This is a genomic window from Rhodanobacter sp. FW106-HT46G03 (assembly GCF_058789895.1).
Map to the genome: position 1 here is coordinate 2,294,359 of NZ_JBYTCC010000001.1, position 25,094 is coordinate 2,319,452.

At 65.8% G+C, this 25,094-nt stretch carries 23 protein-coding genes and 4 tRNA genes; 12 read left to right on the forward strand and 15 right to left on the reverse strand.

The window, feature by feature from the left end:
* Positions 1–72: 72 nt before the first annotated feature.
* From AC3WP6_RS10025 to AC3WP6_RS10045, 5 genes are all read right to left on the reverse strand, one after another.
* On the reverse strand, positions 73–1,563 hold the full coding sequence (locus AC3WP6_RS10025) for a DegQ family serine endoprotease (RefSeq protein WP_492627574.1): 1,491 nt from the start codon (positions 1,561–1,563) through the stop codon (positions 73–75).
* Positions 1,564–1,690: 127 nt separating this feature from the next.
* Positions 1,691–2,368 (reverse strand): sigma-E factor negative regulatory protein, encoded by a 678-nt coding sequence (locus tag AC3WP6_RS10030; RefSeq protein WP_492627575.1) that lies wholly within the window; start codon positions 2,366–2,368, stop codon positions 1,691–1,693.
* Complete coding sequence (rpoE, locus tag AC3WP6_RS10035) at positions 2,365–2,979, reverse strand: RNA polymerase sigma factor RpoE (RefSeq protein ID WP_492627576.1); 615 nt, start codon at positions 2,977–2,979, stop codon at positions 2,365–2,367. Before rpoE ends, AC3WP6_RS10030 begins: the two co-directional genes overlap by 4 nt.
* A gap of 232 nt (positions 2,980–3,211) precedes the next feature.
* Positions 3,212–5,488 (reverse strand): putative bifunctional diguanylate cyclase/phosphodiesterase, encoded by a 2,277-nt coding sequence (locus AC3WP6_RS10040; protein ID WP_492627577.1) that lies wholly within the window; start codon positions 5,486–5,488, stop codon positions 3,212–3,214.
* Entirely contained in the window at positions 5,485–5,982 is a 498-nt protein-coding gene (locus AC3WP6_RS10045) for a hypothetical protein (RefSeq protein WP_492627578.1), read from the reverse strand. The genes AC3WP6_RS10040 and AC3WP6_RS10045 overlap by 4 nt, the downstream gene beginning before the upstream one ends.
* Before the next feature lie 240 nt (positions 5,983–6,222).
* Here AC3WP6_RS10045 and AC3WP6_RS10050 point away from each other — a divergent pair, with 240 nt between their 5' ends.
* Positions 6,223–8,274 (forward strand): 3-hydroxyacyl-CoA dehydrogenase NAD-binding domain-containing protein, encoded by a 2,052-nt coding sequence (locus AC3WP6_RS10050; protein ID WP_492627579.1) that lies wholly within the window; start codon positions 6,223–6,225, stop codon positions 8,272–8,274.
* A 51-nt stretch (positions 8,275–8,325) separates the two neighbouring features.
* Here AC3WP6_RS10050 and AC3WP6_RS10055 read toward each other — a convergent pair whose 3' ends face one another.
* From AC3WP6_RS10055 to AC3WP6_RS10075, 5 genes are all read right to left on the reverse strand, one after another.
* Positions 8,326–8,862: a DUF2058 domain-containing protein gene (locus AC3WP6_RS10055; protein ID WP_492627580.1), complete on the reverse strand. Its 537-nt coding sequence runs from the start codon at positions 8,860–8,862 to the stop codon at positions 8,326–8,328.
* A 13-nt stretch (positions 8,863–8,875) separates the two neighbouring features.
* Complete coding sequence (locus tag AC3WP6_RS10060; protein ID WP_492627581.1) at positions 8,876–9,088, reverse strand: SlyX family protein; 213 nt, start codon at positions 9,086–9,088, stop codon at positions 8,876–8,878.
* Positions 9,088–10,431: a UDP-glucose dehydrogenase family protein gene (locus AC3WP6_RS10065; RefSeq protein ID WP_492627582.1), complete on the reverse strand. Its 1,344-nt coding sequence runs from the start codon at positions 10,429–10,431 to the stop codon at positions 9,088–9,090. Before AC3WP6_RS10065 ends, AC3WP6_RS10060 begins: the two co-directional genes overlap by 1 nt.
* Positions 10,432–10,551: 120 nt before the next feature.
* Positions 10,552–11,307, reverse strand: coding sequence for an FKBP-type peptidyl-prolyl cis-trans isomerase (locus tag AC3WP6_RS10070; RefSeq protein ID WP_492627583.1), 756 nt, complete (start codon positions 11,305–11,307; stop codon positions 10,552–10,554).
* A gap of 134 nt (positions 11,308–11,441) precedes the next feature.
* Positions 11,442–13,214 (reverse strand): cation:proton antiporter, encoded by a 1,773-nt coding sequence (locus AC3WP6_RS10075; RefSeq protein ID WP_492627584.1) that lies wholly within the window; start codon positions 13,212–13,214, stop codon positions 11,442–11,444.
* A 143-nt stretch (positions 13,215–13,357) separates the two neighbouring features.
* Here AC3WP6_RS10075 and AC3WP6_RS10080 point away from each other — a divergent pair.
* From AC3WP6_RS10080 to AC3WP6_RS10090, 3 genes are all read left to right on the forward strand, one after another.
* Positions 13,358–13,433, forward strand: a tRNA-Ala gene (locus AC3WP6_RS10080).
* Positions 13,434–13,442: 9 nt separating this feature from the next.
* Positions 13,443–13,518 (forward strand) — tRNA-Glu (locus AC3WP6_RS10085).
* Between the two features lie 30 nt (positions 13,519–13,548).
* Positions 13,549–13,625, forward strand: a tRNA-Asp gene (locus tag AC3WP6_RS10090).
* 54 nt (positions 13,626–13,679) lie between these two features.
* Here the strand turns inward: AC3WP6_RS10090 and AC3WP6_RS10095 are convergent.
* Both AC3WP6_RS10095 and ppsR read right to left on the reverse strand, forming a co-directional pair.
* On the reverse strand, positions 13,680–14,147 hold the full coding sequence (locus tag AC3WP6_RS10095; protein WP_492627585.1) for a DUF1249 domain-containing protein: 468 nt from the start codon (positions 14,145–14,147) through the stop codon (positions 13,680–13,682).
* Between the two features lie 9 nt (positions 14,148–14,156).
* The gene (gene ppsR / locus AC3WP6_RS10100; RefSeq protein WP_492627586.1) at positions 14,157–14,972 is read right to left on the reverse strand and encodes a posphoenolpyruvate synthetase regulatory kinase/phosphorylase PpsR; all 816 of its coding nucleotides are present in this window, start codon (positions 14,970–14,972) and stop codon (positions 14,157–14,159) included.
* 246 nt (positions 14,973–15,218) lie between these two features.
* Between ppsR and ppsA the strand changes: the two genes are divergently transcribed.
* Both ppsA and AC3WP6_RS10110 read left to right on the forward strand, forming a co-directional pair.
* The gene (gene ppsA / locus AC3WP6_RS10105; RefSeq protein ID WP_492627587.1) at positions 15,219–17,594 is read left to right on the forward strand and encodes a phosphoenolpyruvate synthase; all 2,376 of its coding nucleotides are present in this window, start codon (positions 15,219–15,221) and stop codon (positions 17,592–17,594) included.
* Between the two features lie 75 nt (positions 17,595–17,669).
* Positions 17,670–17,759: transfer RNA gene (locus tag AC3WP6_RS10110), tRNA-Ser, on the forward strand.
* A gap of 181 nt (positions 17,760–17,940) precedes the next feature.
* Here the strand turns inward: AC3WP6_RS10110 and AC3WP6_RS10115 are convergent.
* From AC3WP6_RS10115 to AC3WP6_RS10125, 3 genes are read right to left on the reverse strand one after another with little or no spacing between them, the layout of a single operon-like run.
* Entirely contained in the window at positions 17,941–18,765 is an 825-nt protein-coding gene (locus tag AC3WP6_RS10115) for an amidohydrolase (RefSeq protein WP_492627588.1), read from the reverse strand.
* Positions 18,753–19,898, reverse strand: a complete 1,146-nt coding sequence (locus AC3WP6_RS10120) for a pyridoxal phosphate-dependent aminotransferase (protein ID WP_492627589.1) — start codon at positions 19,896–19,898, stop codon at positions 18,753–18,755. The genes AC3WP6_RS10115 and AC3WP6_RS10120 overlap by 13 nt, the downstream gene beginning before the upstream one ends.
* 41 nt (positions 19,899–19,939) lie before the next feature.
* Entirely contained in the window at positions 19,940–20,899 is a 960-nt protein-coding gene (locus tag AC3WP6_RS10125; protein ID WP_492627590.1) for a LysR substrate-binding domain-containing protein, read from the reverse strand.
* Positions 20,900–21,039: 140 nt separating this feature from the next.
* Between AC3WP6_RS10125 and wrbA the strand changes: the two genes are divergently transcribed.
* The 6 genes from wrbA (at position 21,040) to AC3WP6_RS10155 (ending at position 25,082) form a co-directional block, all read left to right on the forward strand.
* Positions 21,040–21,633: an NAD(P)H:quinone oxidoreductase gene (wrbA, locus tag AC3WP6_RS10130; RefSeq protein ID WP_492627591.1), complete on the forward strand. Its 594-nt coding sequence runs from the start codon at positions 21,040–21,042 to the stop codon at positions 21,631–21,633.
* Positions 21,634–21,811: 178 nt separating this feature from the next.
* Positions 21,812–22,174, forward strand: a complete 363-nt coding sequence (locus AC3WP6_RS10135; RefSeq protein ID WP_492627592.1) for a hypothetical protein — start codon at positions 21,812–21,814, stop codon at positions 22,172–22,174.
* A 3-nt stretch (positions 22,175–22,177) separates the two neighbouring features.
* On the forward strand, positions 22,178–22,552 hold the full coding sequence (locus tag AC3WP6_RS10140; RefSeq protein WP_492627593.1) for a GntR family transcriptional regulator: 375 nt from the start codon (positions 22,178–22,180) through the stop codon (positions 22,550–22,552).
* On the forward strand, positions 22,549–23,406 hold the full coding sequence (locus tag AC3WP6_RS10145) for an ABC transporter ATP-binding protein (protein ID WP_492627594.1): 858 nt from the start codon (positions 22,549–22,551) through the stop codon (positions 23,404–23,406). Before AC3WP6_RS10140 ends, AC3WP6_RS10145 begins: the two co-directional genes overlap by 4 nt.
* Complete coding sequence (locus AC3WP6_RS10150) at positions 23,403–24,368, forward strand: hypothetical protein (RefSeq protein ID WP_492627595.1); 966 nt, start codon at positions 23,403–23,405, stop codon at positions 24,366–24,368. The genes AC3WP6_RS10145 and AC3WP6_RS10150 overlap by 4 nt, the downstream gene beginning before the upstream one ends.
* A gap of 36 nt (positions 24,369–24,404) precedes the next feature.
* Positions 24,405–25,082 (forward strand): YggN family protein, encoded by a 678-nt coding sequence (locus tag AC3WP6_RS10155; protein WP_492627596.1) that lies wholly within the window; start codon positions 24,405–24,407, stop codon positions 25,080–25,082.
* Positions 25,083–25,094 lie beyond the last annotated feature (12 nt).

Genomic DNA, 25,094 nt, shown 5'->3' on the forward strand with positions numbered 1-25,094 from the left:
CATGGAACCGCGACCCATCGCGTCGCCTTGGTGCCGGTACCGCGGCAGCGCGTGCCGCGGTACCGGTCATCGTCAGCCCTTCGGCACGGTGAGGCCGAAGAAGCGGTTCTGCTCGCCGCGGCGCACCAGCAGCAGCACGGTGGTCCCGGCCTTGACGCCCTTCGTGGCATGCTCGAACGCGGCCACGCTGCCAACCGGTTGCTGGTTCACCATCAGCACCACATCGCCGGGCTGCAGCCCGGCCTGTGCCGCGACCTCACCGGTGACATCGCCGATCGCCACGCCCTGCCCGGCCTTGAGCCCCATCTGCTTGCGCGTGGCCTCGTCGAGCGGACGCACGGTGAGGCCCAGCGCGGTGCCGCCAGTACTGGCACTCGGTGCGGCCGGCCCTCCATTGCTTACCGCGTTCTCGTCGCGCGGCATCGCACCCACGGTCACCTGCAGCGTCTGTTTCTTGCCGTTGCGCAAAATCTCCACCGGCACCCGCGTGCCCGGTTTGGTCAGACCGACCAAGGGCGGCAGATCGGATGCCGTGCGGATCGCCTGCCCGTCGTAAGCCATGATGATGTCGCCCGGTTGGATACCGGCCTTCTCCGCACCGCTGCCTGGCGATACCTGTGCCACGAGACCGCCTTCGCTGTCTTCCAGATGCAGCGCCTTCACCGCGCTGTCTTCAACCGGCCCCACCACCACCCCAAGCTGCCCGCGCGTGACATAGCCCTTGGTTTTGAGCTGTTCCACCGCATTCATCGCCACGTCGATCGGGATCGAGAACGCCACGCCCTGGTAGCCGCCGGTGCCGGAATAGATCTGCGAATTGATGCCGACCACCTGGCCCTGCAGGTTAAACAGCGGCCCGCCGGAGTTGCCCTTGTTGATCGGCACATCGGTCTGGATGAATGAGGTATAGGGCTGATCCTGGCTGCCGAGGTTGCGGCCCACCGCGCTGACGATGCCCTGCGTCACGGTGTAGTCGAAGCCGAACGGCGAGCCGATCGCCAGCACCCACTGGCCTGGCCTGAGCGTGCGCGAATCGCCAATGCTCACCGTGGGCAAGTTGCCGCCGGCGCTGACCTTGAGCAGCGCGATGTCGTAGGTGGGATCGGTGCCGACCACCTTGGCGTCGAGAATGCGCCGATCCTGCATGCGCACGGTGACCTTGTCGGCATCGGCCACCACGTGGTTGTTGGTGAGGATGTAGCCGTCGGCGGAAATGATGAAGCCCGAGCCCAGCGAGGTGTGCGCCTGCTCCGCCGGCGACGGCATCATCGGCATGCCAAAAAAGCGCCGGAACAACTCGGCCTGGGGATCATTCGGCATGTTGCCCCGTGCCGAACGCCCCCGTGCTGCCGGCCGGCGGTTGCCGTCGTATTTGGCCTCCACCTGCACCACCGCCGGGGCGTTCTTCTGCACGATGCCGGTGAAATCCGGCAACGCCGACTGCACGGGCGCCGCCTCGGCCGCAGCGGCGGAAACCGGCAGCGCAAACGCGGCACCGGCGGCAAGCAGACAACTGGCGAGCAGGCGCACATGCGGCTTGCTGCGCTGGACGGACGGGGTCATGAGGTCTCCTTGGGTTTGCTGCAAAAAACGCGGGACATACGTTACCCGCCGCTGCATGCCGGTGGGCAACGGACAGAACAACATGGAGGGAAAGGGCCGGAGCGCAGCGCGTACGCGCAGCAACGCGTCACTGGGCGCTTGCCGCCTGGCGTTGCGCACCCGGCGCAGGCTGCTGGGCCGGATCGAGCAGGATCAGGTAACTGCCGTCATGGTTGTCCAGCGCGCGATAACCGCGCGCCGAAATCGGCGAGTTGACTGCCGCGTGGCCAGACAGGTTGCCGTCGAAGGACACGTCCAGCGGCGCGCCAAGCGTGGCGGACGCGCGCTGGCTGAGCAGCCCCGGCGCCTTGCCGCTGAGCCAGGTCGGCACCACGGCAACCTCGGAGGAGGCCGCCGACGGCAAGTCGGGCACCGCCATGCCGGGCTCGACTGCCGCCGTTGCCGGTGCCTGGGCACCGGCAAAATCGCCGCCGGAAGGCTGCGCAATCATCAATGCGGCCACCGCGACGCCAGCGGCAATAGCGCCGCCGGCCGACCAACGCAACCAGCGATGGCGCGGTGCCACGGCGGCCGTTTCGGCATCCAGTGCGCCCATCACGCGCTGTGCAAAACCGTCGCCAGCCAGCAGCGGCAACTGCCGATGCAGGCTGGCACGCACCACGTGGTAGCGCATGAAGGTCGCGCGCAGCTCATCGTCGTGATCGAGTCGGCGCAGCAGGAAGCGCAGCTCTTCGCGCGACAACTCGCCGTCGATGCCGGCCGAGAGGTGTTCGCGCACGTGCTGAGGTTGATCTGGCTGATTCATGGGTGTTCCTCACGATCCGACAACAAGGGCCGCAACTTCTCGTCGATGGCCTCGCGCGCACGGAAAATGCGCGAACGCACGGTTCCGATCGGGCAAGCCATTTTTTCGGCGATCTCCTCGTAGCTCAGACCGTCCATCTCGCGCAGCGTGATGGCCACCCTGAGCTCCTCGGGCAGCGCTTGGACAGTGGAAAACACCGATTGTTCAATTTCCTGGCGCATCAGCTCGTGTTCCGGCGTCGCCATGTCCTGCAGGCGCTCGGAGCCGGTGAGGAACACCGCGTCGTCGGCGTCGATGTCGTCGGTCGGCGGTCGCCGGCCCATCGCCACCAGATGATTCTTCGCGGTATTCACCGCGATCTTGTACAGCCAGGTGTAAAACGCGCTTTCGCCGCGAAACGAGCCGATCGCACGCCAGGCACGAATGAACGACTCCTGCGCCACGTCCTCGCACTCGGCGTAACTCTTGAGGTAGCGCGAAACCAGGCCGATGACCTTGTGCTGGTACTTGCGCACGAGCAGGTCGAACGCGCGCTTGTCGCCGCGCTGCACGCGTTCCACCAGGGCCCGGTCGAGTTCGTTGTCGCCCGTCCGGGCCGTTTCCGTCGTCAATCGTTTGCTTCCACTACGGGGCCGCTGTCGGGGAGCGCGGGCGGTCGCAATGCAAGTCGCTGCGGTTTCACCGCAGCCTGCTTGGTTGCCGCCGCCATCGTTCCCAGTCGAACGCGCAGCTCAGACCGAGCCGCAGCGCGCAAGTTCAACACGGGGTGCCAGTGTATCGACCGTCAGGTTCGCCGCAACGTGACGGAGCCAGTGCAAACGATGGGGCTTGCGCCGGCATGACTCAAGCGCTTGCCCCCATGGTCGAGTCCTTGACCGCTCCGGCGTGGGCCATGACTGCCGCTGGCTGCGCGCGTGGCCGCTGCTCGCCAAGGGCCTGCTGGCGCTCGGCGAGCAGTCGCTCAAACGCGGCCACCGCCAGCGGTCGGCTGAACAAATACCCCTGCAACTCATCGCAGCCCTGTTCGCGCAGAAACGCCAGATGCTGCTCGGTCTCCACGCCCTCGGCCACGACCGCACGATTGAGGCGATGCGCCATCTCGATCGTGGCGCGCACGATGGCCTCGTCGTCCGGATCGACGCCGATGTTGCGCACGAAGCTCTGGTCGACCTTGATGCGGTCGGCCGGCAATTTGCGCAGATAGTCGAGCGAAGCGGCACCGGTGCCGAAATCGTCGATCGCGATCCGGCACCCCAGCCGGTGCAGTGCCTGCAGGTTTTCCACCAGGTTGGGCGCGGCCTTGATGCTGATGCTCTCGGTCACCTCCAGCTCCAGCAAGGTGGGGTCGAGGCCGGTTTCCTGCAGTGCGCGAAACACGGTCGCCGGGAGCTTCGGCTCCATCAGCTGCACCGCCGACAGGTTCACGCCGATGCGCAAGCGCAGCGCGTAGCGCGCTTCCCACTCCTGCGCCTGCCGGCATGCGGTGCGCAGCACCCATTCGCCGATCGGCACGATGAGGCCGGTTTCCTCGGCCAATGGCACGAACACCGCCGGACTGATCAGGCCGAGCTCCGGGTGCTCCCAGCGCACCAGCGCCTCCATGCCCATGATGTCTTCGCTCTGGGTCTCCACCTGCGGCTGGTACACCACGCGCAACTCGCCGTTGCCCAGCGCGTGGCGCAACCGCGAGCGCAGCGCCATGCCATGCTCGCGCGCATATTCGGGGCTGACCTCATACACGCGAAACGTGTTGCGCCCCTGATGCTTGGCCGCATACATCGCCTCGTCGGCATGCTTGATCAGGGTATCGGCATCCGGCGCATCGTCGGGGAAGAAGCTCACGCCGATCGACACTCCGGTCGCCACCCGCACGCCGCTGTCGAGCTGCAACGGCTCGCCAACCGCCTGCAGGATCTTCTCCACGACCCGCTGCACGTCGTCGTTCTTGACGATGTGGCGCAGCACGACGGTGAACTCGTCGCCGGCATAACGGGCAACCGTGTCGGAGGCGCGCACGCTGCCGCGCAGGCGGCGGGTCACTTCCTGCAGCACCTGGTCGCCGGCAGCGTGGCCGTGGTTGTCGTTGACCGCCTTGAAGTGGTCGAGATCGACGAACAGCACGGCAAAACACTCGCCGTTGCGCACCGCCTCGCGCAGGATGGTTTCCAGCCGGTCGGCAAACAGCAGGCGGTTGGGCAGGCCGGTCAGGGCATCGAGCAGGCCCTCGGCGCGCCCCTGCTCGCGTGTGCGTGCCAGCTCCAGGCCATGCGCAAAACGCAAGGCCGCGCAACGCAAGAGCGGCTCGGCAATGGCCATGTCGTCAAACCCGCGACGCGCGCCGGCAAGCACGGCGCCAAGCACCTCACGCCGCTCGTCGAGCAACGGCAAACCAACCAAACCGGCAAGCTCCAATTGCGGCAGCAGCGGGTCATCCGGCGCCCGCTGCCGGGCCTGGTTGCGCCACAGGATGGTTTCGCCCGCGAGCACGCGGTGCAACAGCACGAAGTCGTCGACCGCCGGCCACGCCGGTTCCACGCCGTTCCACAGCCGCAGGAGCGGCGTCTGGAAATCCACGCCGTCGCCGCGCTTGGGCCACACGGCAAGGTAATCCAGCCCCATTTCATCGAACACGCGGCGCGCGGTCACGTCGCGGGTGGCATCGCTGCCGTGACTGTTCACGATATGCAGCAAAGTGCGCAGCGCCTTGTCGGCGGCGCCGGGGCTCGGTGCCGGGGCCGCCGGCATCGACGCCGGCAGGCGGCGCCAGCGGTCGAGCAAGTCGCTTTCGATGTGCTGCGCCGGCAACCATGCATCCACCCCGTCGGGCAATTGCGAAACGTCGAGTGGCGTCTCGTCGTCGACGATCACGATCAACGGTACGCCGGCGCCTGCAGGCAAGGCACGCAACTTCGCGCAGCATTCGCGGGCCGCATCCGGGTCGGCATCGAGCAGCGCCACGATCAACTTCAGCGGCGGCCGCCCCTCGAGCAGGATCGCCGCGTGCTGGGTGTCGCGCGCACTGTGGATCGGTCGGCATGCGGCACTATCCAGTACGTCGAACACGCGCCGGCGCACTTCGCGCCGGCTGGCCAGCACCAGAATGCCTTCGGGCGCGCTCATGTGGTCAACCAACGGCCGTTGCGCAAGCGCAAACGTGGCGGCGACTCAGGTTCCCCGTCAATGGTAACGATGGCGTCGCTCAGCTGCTCGATCAACGCCGCCGGCGCGTTCAGCAACACCACGCGCCGCAGGTGCGGGGTAGGCGTGCGCGCCAGGCGTCGCAACAAGGTCAAGTCGGCGACCGCCATGGGCAACTCAAGTTGTTGCACCACGTAAACCCCGAAATGCATGCTTTGCAGCATGTAGCGCAAGGCTTGGCCGAGTCGTTGCGCATCGGGCACCCGGGCATGCGCATCACGCAGACTCGACAGGCCGATGTCCGGCTGCCACTGGTAAACCGCCTGCCCGGTATGCCGGGCAATATCGCGGAAATGCTCGACAAAGGCTGCGGCATCCGCGCTGTGCACGGCGACCACGCCTACGGCCGCGGCCAGGACCCGGTCGAATGTGTCGTGCCCCGCCATCGGCACCGGCATGTCCACCATTGATGTCATCGCATCTCCCCGAGTTGCGCCGTGCCGGTACGACCGCACGGAAAGCCCGTGATCGACAACGCCCAAGCGCCCAACACTGCGAACACCGACGCATCGTACCCCCGGACGCTTGCGCCGCGCTTTGTCTCGGAGCATGCCACAAGCACGCGCGCCTGCATGAACCTTTGCGCAAGGACGTCTCGCATTTGGCCATCCCTGACGGTATGGTTTGCCGATCCATCGCTACCGCCGCGGCCGCCCATGTTTGCAGGATTGCGCTTCGATCACTGGAAAACCGCCGTGGACGAGCACGGCGTCGTCACCTTGACGCTCGACCGCGCCGGCAGCAGCGTGAATGCGCTGAGCCGGGCCGTGGTGGATGAGCTGGGCCAGATCGTCGAGCGCCTCACGATCGAGCACCCCGCCGGCGTGATCGTGCACTCGGCCAAACCATCGGGTTTTGCGGTCGGTGCCGACGTCAAGGAATTCGTGGAATTCGCCAAACACGGCAGTGTGCTGGACAGCATCGAGAACGCCCAGCGCGTGTACGAAGCGCTCGCGCAACTGCCCTGCCCGACGGTGGCGGCCATCCACGGCGCCTGCCTCGGCGGCGGTACCGAGCTGGCGCTGGCCTGCCGGCAGCGCATCGCGGCAGACGACGACAAGACCCGCATCGGGTTGCCCGAAGTCATGCTTGGCATCCACCCGGGCTGGGGCGGCACGGCGCGGCTGCCGCGCCTGATCGGTGCGCCTGATGCGCTGCCCATGATCCTGACCGGCAAAGCGCTTTCCGCACGCCGCGCGTTGGCGCTGGGCGTGGTCGACCGCGTCGCCCCCGCCAGCGAATTGCTGGCCGAAGCGCGCGTCTTGCTGCGCCATCCGCATGCGCGTCCGTTTGCACGGCGGGCCAAGGCATGGCTCACCAACACTTGGCTGGCGCGCCAGATCCTGGCGCCCACCGTGCGCAAGCAGACCGCCGCCAAGGTGCGCAAGGAACATTACCCGGCGCCGTTTGCACTGATCGACGTATGGCAGCGCGGCGGCAGCGACATCCGCCAACGGCTCCGGCTCGAGGCGCAATCGGTGGCACGGCTGGCCGATACGCCGACTGCACGCAACCTCATCCGCGTGTTTTTCCTGCAGGAGCGATTGAAGGCGCAAGGCAGCGGCAGCCAGCACGGCATTCGCCACGTGCACGTGGTGGGCGCCGGCGTCATGGGCGGCGACATCGCGGCGTGGGCCGCACTCAAGGGCTTCGAGGTGACGCTGCAGGATCGCGAGCTGAAATTCGTGCAGCCGGCGCTGGACCGTGCGCATGCGCTGTTCGACAAGAAGCTCAAGCAACCGGCGCAGCGCGCCGAAGCTACCCACCGCTTGCGTGCCGACATCGACGGTGCCGGCGTGTCCGACGCCCAGCTCGCGATCGAGGCCATCTACGAGAACGCGCCCGCCAAAGAAGCGCTGTACGCCACGCTTGAAGCCGCCCTGCCGCCGGATGGACTGCTTGCCAGCAACACCTCGAGCATTCCACTCGACGAATTGCGCAAGGGCCTGCAGGCACCGCAGCGTTTTCTCGGGTTGCATTTTTTCAACCCCGTTGCGCAAATGCCGTTGGTGGAAGTGGTGTGCCACGACGCACTCGACGCCGCCATCCAGCAGCGCGCCTTGGCGTTCTGCAAGGCACTGGGCAAGCTGCCCGTAGCGGTCAAGGGCACCCCGGGATTTCTCGTCAACCGCATCCTCATGCCGTACTTGCTCGAAGCGCTGCGGCTACATGCGGAGGGCGTGCCTGATCCCATCATCGACCGCGCCGCCAAACATTTCGGCATGCCGATGGGGCCGATCGAACTGGCCGACACGGTCGGCCTCGACGTGTGCGCCTCGGTCGGCGACGAGCTTGCGCCGTTCCTTGGCCTCGAACTGCCGCCGGGGCTGGCGGAAACGTTGGCCGCCGGCAAGCGTGGCAAGAAGGATGGCCAGGGCATCTACACTTGGCGGGACGGCAAGCCGGTGAAGCCGGAGGTCGACCCCGACTACACGGCGGCGCCCGACCTCGCCGACCGCATGATCCTGGCGCTGGTGAATGAAGCCGTGGCCTGCCTTGCCGATGGCGTGGTGGGCGATGCCGACCTGCTCGACGCCGGCGTGATCTTCGGCACTGGTTTCGCCCCGTTCCGCGGCGGTCCGATCCAGTACGTACGCAGCGAAGGCGCGGCAGCAGTGAAGGTGCGGCTGGAGCAGCTCGCCGAACGCCACGGCGCGCGCTTCACGCCCAAGAATGGCTGGGACAACCCGGCACTGGCGCCCGCCTGACCCTCGGCGCGCGCGGGAGAAAGTCGGGCTTTCCCCGTCGTTCTCCCCGGGTCACCACACCAGATCGTCCGGCACGCCGTCATCGGCGTCGCCGGCGGCATCCGGATCGACCAGCAGCGCGAGTTGGTGCGCGTCGATCGCGCGGACCTGCTCCGCTACTTCGCGGGCGACCAGCAGATAGCGGCCGGCAAACTGCACGATGCCCAGCTCGCCTGCGTTCAACGCCGCGAGTTGCGCGGCGTCCACGTGCATGCGGCGGATCTTGCCGCCGTACTCGAAGTTGCGCACCAGCTCGGTATCCGGCCGGTTGAGCGCCTTGCCGTCGAGCAGCGTGCCCAGCTTCTGCTTGCGCTCGCGGCGCAGCCGCGCCAGCTCCTCGGCCTCACGCTGCGCCGCCTTGCGCTCGCGCGCCTCGGTCTGTGCACGCAGCGCATAGGCCTTGGCCAGATCCATCTCGGACATCGGCTTGGTCGATGCCAGCGGCGGTGCCGGCTTTGCCCCACCGTGCCGACCGTGCGGGCACGGCTTCGCAGTCGCCGGTTTGGCGAGCCCGCTTTTCAGCAACTGGTCGCGCAAGGATTCACTCATGGCGAGGTCGGCATCAGTAGTGCGGCGGCGGCGGTTCGAGGTGCGGATCGGGGGCTTCGTTGGTGCGCACGGCCTGCAACTCCTGGCGCAGCTGATGCACCAGACGTTCGAGTTCGACCATGCGCAACGCTTGCTCGGCATCGGCTGAGGACAGCGCCTGCACCGTATTGTCGATGAACGTCAACCGCACTTCGAGATCGGCGATCCGTTCGTCGATGCCGGCCATCAGCGCGCCACCTGCAGGCTGCGCCCGCGCCCGATGCCGTAGTACGCGAGCCCCGCCTCTTCAACCAGCACCGGGTCGTACAAATTGCGCCCGTCGAAGATCGCCGGAACCCTCAACGCCGTGCGGATGCGCGCAAAATCGGGACTGCGGAACGCCTTCCACTCGGTGACAATGGCCAGCACGTCGGCGCCTTCCAGCGCCTGGTACGCGTGCTCGCACAACACCAGATCGGGGCGCTCACCGTAGAGGCGCCGTGCCTCGTTGCGTGCCTCGGGGTCATACGCGCGCACCCGTGCGCCGGCCTGCCACAAGGCTTCCATCAGGCGCCGACTGGGCGCCTCGCGCATGTCGTCGGTATTGGGCTTGAACGCCAGCCCCCACAGCGCGATCGTCTTGCCGCCCAGCGCGCCGCCGAAGTGCCGCTGCATCAACTCGAACAGCTTGAGCTTCTGGTCGTGGTTGACCGCCTCGACCGCGCCCAGCAAGCGCGCGTCGTAGCCGACGTCCCCGGCCGTGCGCGCCAGCGCCTGCACGTCCTTGGGAAAACACGAGCCGCCGTAACCGGTGCCGGGATAGATGAAGTGGTAGCCGATGCGCGGGTCGGCGCCGATGCCCTGGCGCACCAGCTCCACGTCCGCGCCGACACGCTCGGCGATATTGGCGATCTCGTTCATGAAACTGATTTTCGTCGCCAGCATCGCATTGGCGGCGTACTTGGTCAGCTCGGCCGAGCGCTCGTCCATCACCACGCTGCGATCGTGATTGCGGTTGAACGGCGCGTACAACTTGCGCAGTACCTCGACCGCATGCGGGCTGGAGCTGCCGATGATGATCCGATCCGGACGCAGGCAATCCTCGACCGCATCGCCTTCCTTGAGGAATTCCGGATTCGACGCAACCTGGAACTCGAGCTGCGCGCCGCGCGCTGCCAGCTCGGCGGCAATCGTCGCCCGTACCCGGTCGGCGGTGCCGACCGGCACGGTGGATTTGTTCACCACCACGGCATCGTGATCGAGCAGGCGGCCAATCGTGCGCGCGACTTCGAGCACGTAGCGCAGATCCGCGCTGCCGTCCTCATCGGGCGGCGTGCCGACCGCAATGAAGATCACCTCGGCCGGCGCAATCGCGCTCGCCGCGTCGGTGGTGAAATCCAGCTTGCCCTCGGCGTGGTTGCGCGTCACCAGCGGCGTCAGGCCGGGCTCGAAGATTGGTACCTCGCCGCGCTTCAGGCGCTCGACCTTGGCCGTGTCGATGTCGACACACGCCACGTGGTTGCCCATCTCGGCCAGGCAGGTGCCGGTAACCAGTCCCACGTACCCTGTGCCAAAAATGGCGACTTTCATGCGCTTGCCGATCACTTGCGAATCCAGTTGCGCATTCTAACCGGTGCCCGGCGGATACCGAACAACGCGAAGGGGCGCGAATCGCTTCGCGCCCCTTCGTTCGGTGCGTGCGGGTGCGGCTTACTTGCCGGCCGGTGCCGCCGGCGTCGCTGCCGTGCTGACCAGCGTCACGTCGAAGATCAGCGTGGCATTGGGCTGCATCGGCGGCTGCACTTCGGTGCCGTACGCCAGATTGGCCGGGATGAACAGCTTGTAGTGGCCGCCCACCTGCATCAGTTCCAACCCTTCACGGAAACCGGGGATCACGCCGGCCAGCGGAATCGAAGCCGCGCCCGGCGGGTTGTGCTTGGACGAGGCATCGAACACCTGGCCGTCAATGAACGAGCCGGTGTAGTCGATCTTCACTGTATCGTTCGGGCCCGGACGCGCGCCGGTGCCCTGCTTGATCACCTGGTACTGCAGGCCCGAAGCCGTGGTCTTGACGCCCGGCTGCGTCTTGTTCTTGGCCAGGAAGGCATCGCCGGCAGCCTTGTTCTTGGCCGCTTCCTGCGCAATGGCAGCCTGCTCCTTGGCCTGCATCTTCTTCATGAAGGGCTCCATGACCGCCTTCGCCTCGGCATCCGTCATGGTCGGCTTCTGCCCCGAAAGCGCTGCCTTCACCGCATTGGCGACCGCGCTCGGATCCAGCTCTTGACGCATGATCGGCGGGATCTGGCCGGCGATCTGCCAGCCCACTACGTAGCTCACCTTTGCCTTGTCGGTGGCGCTGCTGGCAGCCGCCTTGGATGCGGGCTGAGCGGCGAACACGCCGGTCGACATGCCCAACGCCACGGTCATCACGGCCGCCGTCAGCACGGGGCGCAGGAAATGCTTCATTCGGAACTTCCTCGTAGTGGATATGCCGGTGCCGCCGGCCGGGCCCCCACCGCGGGGGCATGGCCGCTCATTCTGAGGCGCGACAGCCGGGCATGCAATCGGGTTTTGCTGCGACAGTCAAGCGGCAGAAAGGTTCAAGCCGAGCGCTGCGGCCCTGGCGGGGGTTCCGGTTTTTCCAGCGTCTCCTTGAGTGCCGCCTGCAGCCTTGCGTGCAATTTGACCAGCGAACGCCACAGCACCACTGCCAGCGCCACCAGTGCGACCACCAGGCTGACTGCCACCCCGCGCGGCGGCAGGATGGCCGAACCCAGGGCGCCCACCAGCAGCGCCAGCGCCAACAGCATCGCCAGCGGAATCAGGCGCGCCAGCACGCCGCGGATCGCCTGGGTGTAACTGCCGGCAAAAGTTTCGCGGATGCCCAGCTCGGCCAGCAACATGCCCAGCGCCTCGGCCTTGCGATAAACCGCAATCAGCATCGGCAGCGACAGGAACAGCGCCAACGCCCAGATCAGGGTGTGGCGCAGCTCGCGATGGATGCCCCACTGCGAAAACCAGCCCCAGCTGTGCGCGTTCACATAGGCGCCGATCATGAACAAGGTCACGATCAGCAGCACGTTCACGCTGATGTGCCACAGGAGTCGGCGGAACATCGCGGCAATCGCGGCGTTTTCCTCAACCGGCGCAAGGTTGGCAAGCCAGCCGCTATATGTATGCGCCAGGAGATGCAACGGCCGCGGCACGTGCCGGGCAATGCTGTCGGCGATGCGGTTGCCGGAACGGTTGAGGTACGGCGAGGCCGCCATGCACACCACCGACACCGCCACCGCGATCGGGTAGATGAAATCGCTGATCGCATGCAGCGAGGCGCCAAGCGCGGCAATCACGAAGGAGAACTCGCCGATCTGCCCCATGCTGAGGCCGGAGCGCAGCGCCGTGCGCGCATCGTTGCCCACCACAAAAATGCCAAAACTGCAGGCCAGCGTCTTGCCGACAATGACCACCGCAGCAATCAGCAGCGCCGGCAACGCGTATTGCCAAAGCATCACCGGGTCGATCTTGAGCCCGATGGCCACGAAGAACAGCGCGGCAAACATGTCGCGCAATGGTTCCACCAGGTGCAGCACGCGCCCGACGCTGCGCGCCTCGGCCACCACCGCGCCGGCGAGAAACGCGCCCAGGGCCACGCTGAACCCCATCCAGGCGGCGAGCAGGCTGGCGCCGAAACACACGCCGAGCGCCGCCACCAGCAGGGTTTCATCGCGCCCAAAACCAGCCACGTAGTCGATCAGGCGCGGCAACAGCAGCAGCCCCAGGATCATGCCGACAATCACGAACAGGCCCAGGTGCCCGATCAGCGTGAGCGCCGCGCCCGCCTGCACGGTGCCGCCAATCGCGATTGCGGTCAGCAGGGTCAGCATCACGATCGCCAGCACGTCTTCGGCCACCAGCAGGCCCACCACCATGCGCGCGAACGGCAAGTGCTGCTGGCCGCCTTCTTTCAACATGCGCGTGGCGACCATGGTCGAGGACAACGCGATGATTGCGCCGAGGAACACGGCGTCGATGCCGGTCCAGCCGAACAGGCGGCCGAGGCCGATGCCGATCCACAGCATCAGCCCGACCTCGAGCACGGTCACCGCAATCACGCCGACGCCGACCTCGCGCAGCTTGCGCACGCTGAATTCCAGCCCCAGCGTGAACATCAGCAGCACCACGCCGAGGTCGGCGATGTCGTCGATCGTGCGTGCGTCCGCGACCAGCATGCCCGGCGTGTGCGGGCCGATCAGCACGCCGGCGAGGATGTAGCCGAGCAGCACCGGCTGACGCAGGCGCTGGAACAGGATGGTGGTGGCGCCGGCCACCAGCATCACCAGCGCAAGGTCGCGAATGAAACCGATGTCGTGCATGCGATCCCCGATGGCGTGTATCCGGAGAGCTTAAACGATGCCTCGCGCACGCCGCGTACGTGCCCGCCAGGCGATGCCATCCGGCCGGAAAAAAAGCTTGACGGAGCTACGGCTCGCACCTATTCTTTGCGGCTTCCAGTGGCGGGGCCATAGCTCAGCTGGGAGAGCGCCTGCATGGCATGCAGGAGGTCGGCGGTTCGATCCCGCCTGGCTCCACCAATTCAATTCGTCCCCATCGTCTAGAGGCCTAGGACATCACCCTTTCACGGTGACGACCGGGGTTCGAATCCCCGTGGGGACGCCATGATTGGTACGCAACACTGGTTGTCAACGTGGAGCGGTAGTTCAGCTGGTTAGAATGCTGGCCTGTCACGCCGGAGGTCGCGGGTTCAAGTCCCGTCCGCTCCGCCATCTATTGCGAGAAACCCGCCGCCGGCGGGTTTTTTGTTGCCTGCACGAACGCGATCAGTCCGGATGCGTCGGCTCCAGCGTCCCCAGCGAATGGCCCTGCTCGGCAAGGTATTCCAGCCAGCGGGTGAGAAACCCGTTCATGCGCAGGCGATGCTGGAACACGGTATGCGCCGGAGCAAACGGTCCGAGCACCTGCCACAAGTGCTGCCCCGGATGGCAATGCAGCGCCTCGGCCACATGCGCGTCGGTGTACATGCGCAGTTGCGCCGACGGCGCGCGCTGGCCGGTGTGGCTGTCGACAAAGCCATAGGTCAGTTCCAGCTCCAGCGTATACGGGTGCCGTTCCTGCACCGCCAAATGCACGTTGAGGCCGTCGTCCACATCGGAAACATAGCGGCCGGGCGCCAGCTCCTGCGGCGCAAACAGGCGGGTCAGCCGGTGGTAGTTCTCGGCGTACAAACCCATCAGGAACTCGAAACGTCCCGGCAGAAGGCTCAAACGGTTGTCGAGTACAGCGCTCATCGGCGGGGCTCAAAACATCGTGCGCTCGATGCCGAAGCGCGCGAGGATTTTGCTGGCGATCTCCTCGATCGATACATGGGTGGTATTGAGGCTGGCGATACCGGCCTGGCGCATCAAGCGTTCGGCCTGTTCCAGCTCCCAGCGGCACTGCTTGAGCGTGGCGTAACGGCTGCCGGCGCGACGCTCCTCGCGAATCTGCACCAGCCGCTCGGGTTCGATCGTCAACCCGAACAGACGTTGCTTGAACGGCCGCAGGCGTTCGGGCAACTCCAGCTTTTCCAGATCCTCCTCGGTCAGCGGGTAATTGGCGGCGCACACCCCGTAATGCAAGGCCATGTACAGGCACGTCGGCGTCTTGCCCGAGCGCGACACGCCCACCAGGATCAAATCGGCATCGGCATAGTTCACGTCGATGCCGTCGTCGTGCGAGAGCGCATAGTTGGTGGCGTTGATGCGCGACTCGTACTTCTTCCAGTCGACCAACCCATGCGAACGATTCACCGCACCGGAACGCTTGATGCCAAGCTCGATTTCGAGCGGGCCGATGAACGGCGCGAACACGTCAAGCATCAGCGCGCCGCTGCTGGCGACGATCTCGCACAGCGCGCGATCGGCCAGCGTGTTCACCACGATCGGGCGCTCACCGGTTTTTGCGTAGTGGGTCTTGATGCGCAGCGCCGCCGCTTCCGCCTTGTGGGCGTCGTCCACGAACGGCAACCGGTGCTTGTCGAAACGCAGCCCTTCGAACTGCGCCAGGATGCTGTTGCCGATCGTCTCGGCGGTAATGCCGGTGGAGTCGGAGATGAAAAAAACCGTGCGTTGCATCGCGTGTCCCGTGGCGTGAACCAACGTTGCGCGGCACCTTAACGCATGCCCGCAGAACTGTCGCCGCCTCGGTCGATGCCAACCGCTGCCTGACTGGTATGCAGTTGGCGCGGTGTCGGGCGGCACTGGTCTTCTTGTGCTGCACGGCATCAACGGCGGACAATACCAGTCCTTCGCAGGCCGCATCGGGCCTGCGTATTGCGTCCATTCCACTTTTCGCTCGATTCCCCCGCTCAGGAGACTGTCTTGAACCACCTCGTGCTTTGGTTGGACCAGCTGCGCATGACCGATCTGGGCAAGGTCGGCGGCAAAAACGCGTCGTTGGGGGAAATGATCGGCAACCTCGCAAAACTCGGCGTATCGGTACCCGGCGGCTTCGCCACCACGGCGCAGGCGTTCGAGGAATACCTGGACAAGAGTGGGGTGGCCAAGCGCATCCAGGCACGGTTGGCCAATCTCAATGTGGATGACGTCGATGCCCTCGTCCGCGCCGGCAAGGAAATCCGCAGCTGGGTGGCGGAGACCCCACTGCCCGCCGACCTCGACCAGGCCATTCGCGACGCCTACGCCAAGATGTGCCAGGACGCCGGGGCGGAAAACATCGCCGTGGCCGTGCGCTCCTCCGCCACCGCCGAGGACCTGCCCGACGCCAGCTTCGCCGGCCAGCAGGAAACCTATTTGAACGTGGTCGGCATCGAAGACGTGCTGCGCAAAGTGAAGGAGGTCTTTGCCTCGCTGTACAACGACCGCGCCATCGCCTACCGCGTGCACCAGGGCTATGCGCACGAAAACGTGTTCCTCTCGGCTGGCGTGCAGCTCATGGTGCGCTCGGACATCGGCGCCGCCGGCGTGATGTTCACGCTCGACACCGAGTCGGGTTTCCGTGATGTGGTGTTCGTCACCGGCAGCTACGGCCTGGGCGAAATGGTGGTGCAAGGTGCGGTGAACCCCGACGAGTTCTACGTGTTCAAGCCCACCCTGAAAGCCGGCAAGCCGGCGGTGCTGCGGCGCAATCTCGGCTCCAAGCAACTGCGCATGGTGTACTCGAACGCCCCCGGCGAACGCGTGCGCACCGAAGACACACCGGCGGCATGGCGGCGCAAGTTCTGCCTGACCGATACCGAGGTCGAAGCCCTGGCCAAGCAGGCACTGACGATCGAGCAGCATTACGGCCGTCCGATGGACATCGAATGGGCGAAGGATGGCGGCACCGGCAAGCTCTACATCGTGCAGGCGCGGCCGGAAACCGTGAAATCACGCGCCAAGACCACCCAGCTCGAACGCTTCCAGCTCAACGAAAAGGGCAAGGTGCTGGTCGAAGGCCGTTCGATCGGCCAGAAAATCGGCGCCGGCACCGCCCGCGTCGTGCGCTCGCTCGCCGACATGAACAAGGTGCAGCCCGGCGATGTGCTGGTGGCCGACATGACCGACCCCGACTGGGAGCCGGTGATGAAGCGCGCCAGCGCCATCGTCACCAACCGTGGCGGCCGCACCTGCCATGCCGCGATCATTGCGCGCGAGCTTGGCGTGCCGGCGGTGGTCGGCACCGGTGACGGCATGACCCGCATTCCCGATGGCGCACCGGTCACCGTATCCTGCGCCGCCGGCGATACCGGCACGATCTACGCGGGCACGCTCGCCTTCGAGCGCATCACGGCGGACCTCGACGCCATGCCCGAGGCGCCGCTGAAAATCATGATGAACGTCGCCAACCCCGAGCGCGCGTTTGATTTCGGCCAGTTGCCGAACGCCGGCATTGGCCTCGCGCGGTTGGAAATGATCATCGCCAGCCACATCGGCGTGCATCCCAAGGCCCTGCTCGAATACGCCAAGCAGGATGCCGAAACCAAGGCCAAGATCGACGAGCGCATCGCCGGTTATGCCGGCCCGGTGGAGTTCTACATCGAGCGCCTGGCCGAGGGCATCGCCACCATCGCTGCCTCGGTGTACCCCAAGCCGGTCATCGTGCGCATGAGCGACTTCAAGTCCAACGAATACGCCAACCTGCTCGGCGGCGCCAACTACGAACCGCACGAGGAAAACCCGATGCTCGGCTTCCGCGGCGCCAGCCGCTACGTCGACCCGAGCTTCAGCGAAGCCTTCGGACTGGAGTGCAAGGCGGTCAAGAAGGTGCGTGAAACGATGGGCCTCGAAAACGTCGAGGTGATGATCCCGTTCGTGCGCACGCTGGAAGAAGCCCGGCAGGTGATCGATGTGCTGGCCCACAACGGCCTCAAGCGCGGCGAGCACGGGCTGAAAGTCATCATGATGTGCGAAGTGCCGTCCAACGCGCTGATGGCCGACGAGTTTCTCGACATCTTCGACGGCTTCTCGATCGGCTCCAACGACCTCACCCAGCTCACGCTGGGCCTGGATCGCGATTCCTCGATCGTTGCCAACCGCTTCGACGAGCGCAACCCGGCGGTGAAGAAACTGCTCGGGATGGCAATCAAGACCGCCCGCGCCAAAGGCAAATACATCGGCATCTGCGGCCAAGGCCCGAGCGACCACGCCGACCTCGCGGAGTGGCTCATGGAGCAAGGCATCGAATCGTTGTCGCTGAACCCGGACACCGTGGTCGATACCTGGCTGCGCCTCGCCAAGAAGAAAGCCTCCGCCTGACGCCCCGCACCATGCTTGTCACACCGCGAGCCAGCACGTAAACTTTCCGGCTCGCGTCGACCACGCGACCGTTTTGGAGAGGTGGCAGAGTGGTCGAATGTACCTGACTCGAAATCAGGCGTACGTGTAAGCGTACCGTGGGTTCGAATCCCACCCTCTCCGCCAAAAATCAGGGACTTGCAGCGATGCAAGTCCCTTTTGTTTTGGACGGCTTTTGCTCACCGGTAAAACTATTGCGAGGACGGCAGCGCGCCAGGCCGGTAGTCCAAGACTAAGCCGGCCTGCACGGCTTGCAGGCGATCCAGCGGCGCAGCCTGCACCCACCCTCCAGTCGAACGCGGCCGCCTCACCGCAACTCGAACGCATCCGCATCCATCCAGGCGGGAAACCGTTCGCGATGGGCCAGCAACGGCGCGGGGTCGATGGTGAGGGTGGCGATCTGTTCGAGGGCACCGCATTCGACGAGGGTTTCGCCGACCGGGTCGATGACGGCGCTGTCGCCGGCATACGGCAAGTCATTGCCATCGGTGCCGACGCGATTCACGCCGATCACGTAGGCGAGGTTTTCGATCGCGCGGGCGCGCAGCAGCGTGCGCCACGGGTGACGGCGTGCGGTCGGCCAGTTGGCGACGAAGATCGCGAGATCGTAATCCATCCCGCCAGCAGCGCTTTCCAGCCGGCGGTTGCGCAGCCACACCGGGAAGCGCAGGTCGTAGCAGACCTCGGGCAGGATGCGCCAGCCCTTGAGTTCCACCACCAGGCGTTCACTGCCCTCGCCATAACGCGTGTGTTCGCCGGCCATGCGGAACAGGTGGCGCTTGTCGTATTGCACGAAGCTGCCGTCCGGCCGCATCCAGATCAGGCGGTTGAACACGGTGCCGTTTTCGCGGATAGCAAGGCTGCCGCATACCACGGCGCCGACTTCGCCGGCGAGTGCGCGCAGCCAGGCCAGGCTCTCGCCGTCCATGGTGTCGGCGCTGATGACAGTGTCGTTGCTGAAGCCGGAAAGATAGGTCTCCGGCAGCACGACGAGATCACTGCCGCGCGCGCGACGCACCAGCTCGCCGTAGTACGCGCGATTGCCGGCGGCGTCGTGCCAGCGGGTATTGCCCTGCACCAGCGAGACGGTGAGCGGAGCGAGCCCCACGCCCTGCCCGCTCACAGCCGGCACAGCCGCTCGGCGGCCGCCTCCATCGTCGCGTCGCTCTTGGCGAAGCACAGGCGCAACAGACGCGTACCCGGCGCATTGGCGTAAAACGGCGTCAGCGGAATCGCCGCCACGCCACCCTCGGTGACCAGCCAGCGGCTGAAGGCCAGATCGTCCTCGTCGCGGATCGCCGCGTAGTCGACCAGCTGGAAGAACCCGCCGGCCACATCGAGCAGCTTGAACCGCGATGGCGCCAGCAGCGCGCGGAAACGGTCGCGCTTGGCCTGATAGAACGCCGGCAACTCCTGGTAATGCTGCGGATCGCTGACCAGGAAATCGGCAAACGCGACCTGCTCGGGGTGGAAGCTGCAGAACGTAAGGTATTGGTGCACCTTGCGAAACTCGGCGCTGAGCGCCTTGGGCGCAATCGCATAACCGAGCTTCCAGCCGGTGCAGTGGTAGGTCTTGCCGAACGAGGAAATCACGATGCTGCGCGCAGCGAGTTCGGGATGACGCAGCACGCTCTCATGGCGCCGGCCGTCGTACACGATGTGCTCGTAGACCTCGTCGGCGAGCACCACGATGTCGGTGTTGCGCACGATATCCGCAAGGGCCGCGAGGTCGTCCGCGCCCAGCACGGCACCAGACGGATTGTGCGGGCTGTTGATGATGATCATGCGCGTCTTCGGCGTGATCGCGTCGCGCACGCGCTGCCAGTCGATGCTGAAGCTTGGCGTGCGCAGCGGAATGTGCACGGCGCGCGCCCCCTGCAGTTCGATCGCCGGCTCGTAACTGTCGTAGGCGGGGTCGAACACGATCACTTCCTCGCCCGTGCGCACCACAGCGGCAATGGCGGAAAACAGCGCCTCGGTGGCGCCGGAAGTGACGGTGATCTCGGCCTCCATGTCCGGCCGGTGGCCGTACAGTTTCTCGGTCTTGCCCGCGATCGCCTCGCGCAGCGCGGCCACGCCGTGCATCGGCGCGTACTGGTTCTTGCCGCTGTTCATCGCGCGTGTCAGCGCATCGCGCAAACCCTGCGGCGGCTCGAAATCCGGAAAGCCCTGCCCAAGGTTCACTGCGCGGTGCTCCGCCGCCAGTCGGCTCATTACCGTGAAGATGGTGGTGCCGACCTTGGGCAGCTTGGTATCGATCTTCATTGCCTTGCCGTATGGATGTCCAAACGAAAGCGTAGCACGCGTCATTCGGCCGCCAATGGCCCACACTCGCGGCGCAGGTGTTCGCTCGCCGCCGGCAAGCGCTCGGCGAGGAAATCCACCAGCGCGCGTACACCGGGCAGCATGCCGCGCCGGCTCGGGTAGATGAAATGCATGGTGCCTTCGGGGGCGCTCCAGGCCGGCAGCAATACTTCCAGCTCACCCCGGTCGACCAGCTGCGCACACACCGATTCGGGCAACATCGCCACGCCCACGCCGCGCCGCGCCGCTTCGAGCAGCACGGCAAAATCGCCGCATACCAGCCGTGCGTTGACCTCGACCGTCACCGGCTTGCCGCTGGCGTCGAGCAGTTCCCACGTTTGCGGGCCTTCGTGTTCCTGCATCGACAACGCCGGAAAGCGTGCCAACTCGTCGGGATGTTGCGGGCGTCCCAGCGTATCGAGCAGGCTCGGGGCCGCGACCGGCAACACGCGCGCAAGACCGAAACTGCGCAGCACCATGTTGGCGTCGGTATCGAGTTTGCTGCGCACGCGGATGGCCAGGTCGTAGCCCTCGCCCAGCAGATCCACCCGCCGGTTGCTGGCCAGCACGCGCACCTGCAGCTTCGGATACTTCGCCAGGAAATCCGGCAGCACCTGCGCCAGGATGGTTTGTGCCAGCGACACCGGACAGCTCAGACGCACCACTCCGCGCGGCTCGGCACGCAGCTCGTCCACGGCTTCCTGCGCCGCCCGCGCCTCCTCGAGCACGGCGCGGCAATGCGCATAAAAGCGCTCGCCCACCTCGGTCACCACGAAGCGCCGCGTCGTGCGCTGCAGCAGCCGCACGCCCAGGCGTTCTTCCAGTTGCGCCACGCGCTTGCTCAGGCGGGACTTGGGCACGCCGAGGGCACGACCGGCAGCGGAAAAGCCGCCGTGTTCGACCACGGCGGCAAAGAAATACAGGTCGTTGAGGTCTTCCAACACGGCACTGGATGGCGGCATGGTCGTTTCCCGGCGCGAACGATAAGTTCAAAGATACCCGACTTATCGCGCCATTGTTCCCACCTGATAATGACGGCCGTCGCGACAACCCGAGTCCTTGAGTGGGTTGCCCGCCTTTCCCGCATTCACAGGAGACCCGCATGAGCGTCAAGCTTGCCGTCGTTTACTACTCGACCTATGGCACCAACCACCAGATGGCCAGCATCGCCGCTGAGGCCGCCAAGGCCGCGGGTGCCGAAGTGCGCCTGCGCAAGGTGCCGGAGACGGCGCCGGCTGCCGTGGTCGCCGGCCAGGAGGCCTGGCGGACGCATGCCGAAGCCACTGCCCAGGTTCCCGTGGCGACGGCAGAAGACATGGAGTGGGCGAACGCCTACCTGTTCTCCGCCCCGACCCGGTTTGGCGTGCAAGCAAGCCAGATGCGCGCCTTCATCGATACCCTCGGCCAGTTGTGGTTCAACGGCAAGTTGGCAAACAAACCGGTTTCGGCCATGACTTCGGCGCAAAACGCACACGGCGGCCAGGAAGCCACGCTGCTGTCGTTCTACGCGACGATCATGCATTGGGGCGGGATCATCGTCGCGCCGGGCTTCACCGACCCCTCGATCTACAAGGTTGGCGGCAACCCGTACGGCTACAGCCACACCCAGGGCGCCCCGTTCAACGACGACGTGAAAGCGGCAATCAGTCATCAGGCACGACGCCTGGTGGATGTAGCGGCGAAGCTCGCCCAGTAACCGGCAAACGGCGCAACCGCGCCGTCACCGTCCCCACAAAGCAAGGCCGGCATGACGTCGGCCTTGCTTTTTTTCATGCCCCTGCCATCAGTCATGGTCACCAATGGTTGACTGGTTTCCGCATGGTGTTATAGTTCACTACAACACCGGTCAACGAGACCACCAGAGGAGCACTACCATGAACGCTCGCCACATCTCCAGCCTGAACCCCGCCGCCGATTTTGTCGCCGATATCGTCGTTCCCGCTCGCCGCTGGATCGCTTCCGGCATCGCCGTGTTGATGACCTCGGCCACTCTGGCCATCGTCGGATTGCCAGTCACTCCAGCCGCACCGACGCTCATCAGCGGCCTGACCGTCACCGACTTCGCGCCGCTCGTGGTCACGCCCACCGTCGCCGAACAAAAGGCCGCCGCCGCCCTGGGCAGCCTCTCCGCCAAGGCCTTGCAGGCCACCGACAGCGCGCGCGCCGCGCAGCTCGGGGCGCAGTTGGCCATGCCCTACTATTCGTTCGACAGCGCCGCCAAGGGCAGCAAGGAATGATTCATGACCATCACCTGGAACGACCGCATCCCGATCTATCGCCAGCTGCGCGCACGTGTGGTGGCCATGATTCTGGACGGCGCCCTGAACGAGGGTGACCCGCTGCCGTCGGTACGCCAGGTGGCGGCGGATTTCCAGATCAATCCGCTGACCGTTTCCAAGGCGTACCAGGAGCTGGTCGATGAACAACTGGTCGAAAAACGCAGGGGGCTAGGCATGTTTATCGTCGAAGGTGCCCGCGAGACGCTGTTGAAATCCGAGCGCGAGCGCTTCCTGCGCGAAGAGTGGCCGGCGCTGTACGCCCGCCTGCAGCGCCTCGGGCTGGATCTGCAAACCCTGCTGCGCGAGGCCAAGCGCGAACCGGAGCAACCCGCATGACCGCCGTCGTCACCGCTACCCACCTGTCCAAGCGCTACCGCCACAGCGTTGCGCTGGACGACGTCAGCTTCACCATTGAACCGGGACGCATCGTCGGCCTGATCGGCCCCAACGGTGCCGGCAAGACCACGGCACTCAAGGCGATCCTCGGCTTGACCACGTTCGACGGCGAGCTGTCGGTGCTCGGGCTCGACCCGCGGCGCCAGCGCGGCAAGTTGATGGAGCAGGTGTGCTTCATTGCCGACGTCGCGGTGCTGCCACGCTGGATCCGCGTGCGCGAAGCGGTCGATTTCGTCGCCCACGTGCACCCACGCTTCGACCGCAAAAAGTGCGAGGCCTTCCTTGCCCGCACCAAGCTCAAGCCCGAGCAACGCGTCAAACAGATGTCCAAGGGCATGATCGTGCAGCTGCACCTGGCGCTGGTGATGGCGATCGACGCCCGCCTGCTGGTGCTGGACGAACCCACGCTCGGGCTCGACATCCTCTATCGCAAGCAGTTCTACCAGAACCTGCTGGAGGACTACTTCGACGAGAACAAGACCATCATCGTCACCACCCATCAGGTGGAAGAGGTGGAGCACATCCTCACCGACCTGATGTTCATCCGCGACGGCAAGATCGTGCTCGACGCCGACATGGATGCCGTCGGCGAACGATTTGCCGAGGTGCTGGTCGATGCGCCGCAAGCCGATGCGGCGCGCGCGCTCAAACCGCTCGACGAGCGCACGGTATTTGGCAAGTCGATTTTCCTGTTCGACGGCATCGACCACGCGCAGCTCGAAGCGCTCGGCGAAGTGCGCCGGCCTTCAGTCAGCGATCTGTTCGTTGCCACCATGAAAGGAACCTACGCATGAAGACCTTCTATTGGCTGGTCAAGCGCGAGTTATGGGAGCACCGCGGCGGGTTCTTCTGGACCCCGGTCATCATCGGCGGCATCTTCCTGCTGCTGAACCTGATGGGCATCATCACCGGCGAAGTGCTGGGCGGAAGCACCCGCTTCAACATCGCGTTCGGCGGCGAAGGCAACAACATGCGTCTGCTGACCCGCAACCTGGACCAGCAGTCGATGACTGCTGTCGGCGCGGGGCTGGACATGGCGATGTACTCGCCCACCATCATCATCGGCATGGTGCTGGGCTTCGTGGTGTTCTTCTATTGCCTCGGCGCACTGTACGACGACCGTCGCGACCGCAGCCTGCTGTTCTGGAAATCGCTGCCGGTCTCCGACACCGCGACGGTGCTGTCCAAGGTAGTCGCCGCAACCGTGGTCGCCCCGGCCATCGCAGTGGTGGTGGGCACCCTCACCGGCATCGCGATGCTGCTGATGTTCGCCCTCGCGCTGTCGTTCCATGGCGTCAGCGTCTGGCACCTGCTGACCCTGTCGCATCCGCTGCAGGTGATCGCCAACCTGATCGGTTCGATCCCGCTGTACCTGCTATGGGCGCTGCCGTCGATCGGCTGGCTGATGCTGTGCTCGGCGTGGGCCCGCAGCAAGCCGTTCCTGTGGGCCGTGGCGCTGCCGGTGGCGGTCGGCATCGTGCTCGGCTGGTTCAACCTGCTCGGCACCATCACCCTGCAGAACAGCTGGTATTGGCGCGAGGTGCTGCTCCGCATCCTGTTCAGCGTGTTCCCCGGCGGCTGGTACGCCAAAATCCCGCACGTCGGCGGCAACAACCCCGCCGAGCTGTTGTCCAGCGTGGGCGTAATGCATTCCTACGCAGTCCTGGGCTCGGTGAACCTCTGGGTCGGCGTCGCCACCGCCATCGCCATGCTTGCCGGCGCCATCTGGTTCCGCCGCTGGCGCGACGACACCTGACATCCGACCACCGCTTGCGATCGGGGAGAACCGACCATGAAAACCAATGCCCTCACGAGCCACCTGTTTGCCTTCGCCCTGCTGCTGCCGCTGGCCGCCTGCAGCCAGTCCGAACCGGCCGACCCCGGCACGACATCGGGAAGTTCCGCCGCTGCGCCGGAACCCTACCTGGCCCAGAAGATCCACGAAGGCATGAACAAGGCCCGGCAAGAGTTGGCCACCCGGGACATCGACATCAACAACGTGCATGTCGGCCATGATGACGACCGCCGCGACAAGCTGCCCAAGGCGGTCATCACCCCGCAGGGCGATCTGCTGATCGCCGGCAGGAAAGTGGATGCCACGCCGGCGCAGCGCGCCCTGCTGCTGGACTACCGCCAGCAGATCATCGGCATCGCCGAAGCCGGCATGGACATCGGCGAACGCGGTGCCAGTCTCGGCATGGGTGCCGCGAAGCAGGCGATCGTCGGTGCGCTCTCCGGCAAGGACGACAAGCAGATCGAGGCCGCCATCCACCCGCAGGCCGAACAGATCAAGGCCGCCGCCATGGCATTGTGCAAGCGGCTGCCGCGGCTGCGGGCTTCGCAGCAGCAACTTGCCACCGACCTGCCTGCCTTCAGGCCCTACGCCACCATGACGCAGAAGGATGTCGACGATTGCGGCAAGGACGTCGACAAGGACGGCAAGAAGGGGTTTGCGGTGTTCTCCGACTGAGCCGCCCCTCTC